The sequence below is a fragment of the Cognatundibacterium luofuense genome, assembly GCF_018139685.1.
GTDB classification, from domain to species: Bacteria; Pseudomonadota; Gammaproteobacteria; order Burkholderiales; family Burkholderiaceae_D; genus Undibacterium; species Undibacterium luofuense.
The window spans coordinates 1-361 of record NZ_JAGSPN010000295.1 but is presented as its reverse complement, the minus strand read 5'-3'; the positions used below and the strand labels follow the sequence as shown (position 1 = coordinate 361).

Here is a 361-nt window from a genome sequence, read left to right as displayed (position 1 = left end):
GAGATGACCTGGCTGCGGTTACTCACTGCACCATCAAAAGTGTCGCTGCGCGTAGCAATCGTCTCGTGCCGTAAACCGCCATACAGCAACCACTGGTCCGACAACTCCCATTCGTCCTGAAGATAGTACGCCTGCCGGTCTATCTTCGCATGCAGGGGAAGCGTATCCATTCCCGGCAATTGCTGCAATCCAAGCACTGTAACATTGCGCTCGTCGTCGCGGCGGCGGAATTCAAATTCCCATCCGGCTGACAGACGATGAGCGTCACCGAGCAGTTGGCCATATTTACCCGATTGGGTCAGCGTGCGATCCCTGCCCTCGCCCACACTATGCCGGTAGGGCAGGTTCGCGCGATAGCTCT

The 361-nt window shown here is 57.3% G+C and carries 1 protein-coding gene; it reads right to left on the bottom strand.

Annotated features, from left to right (window positions below; all coding sequences use genetic code 11):
- The coding region (locus KDM89_RS20485; protein ID WP_212689703.1) for a TonB-dependent receptor domain-containing protein at positions 1-361 on the bottom strand (361 nt) is incomplete at both ends.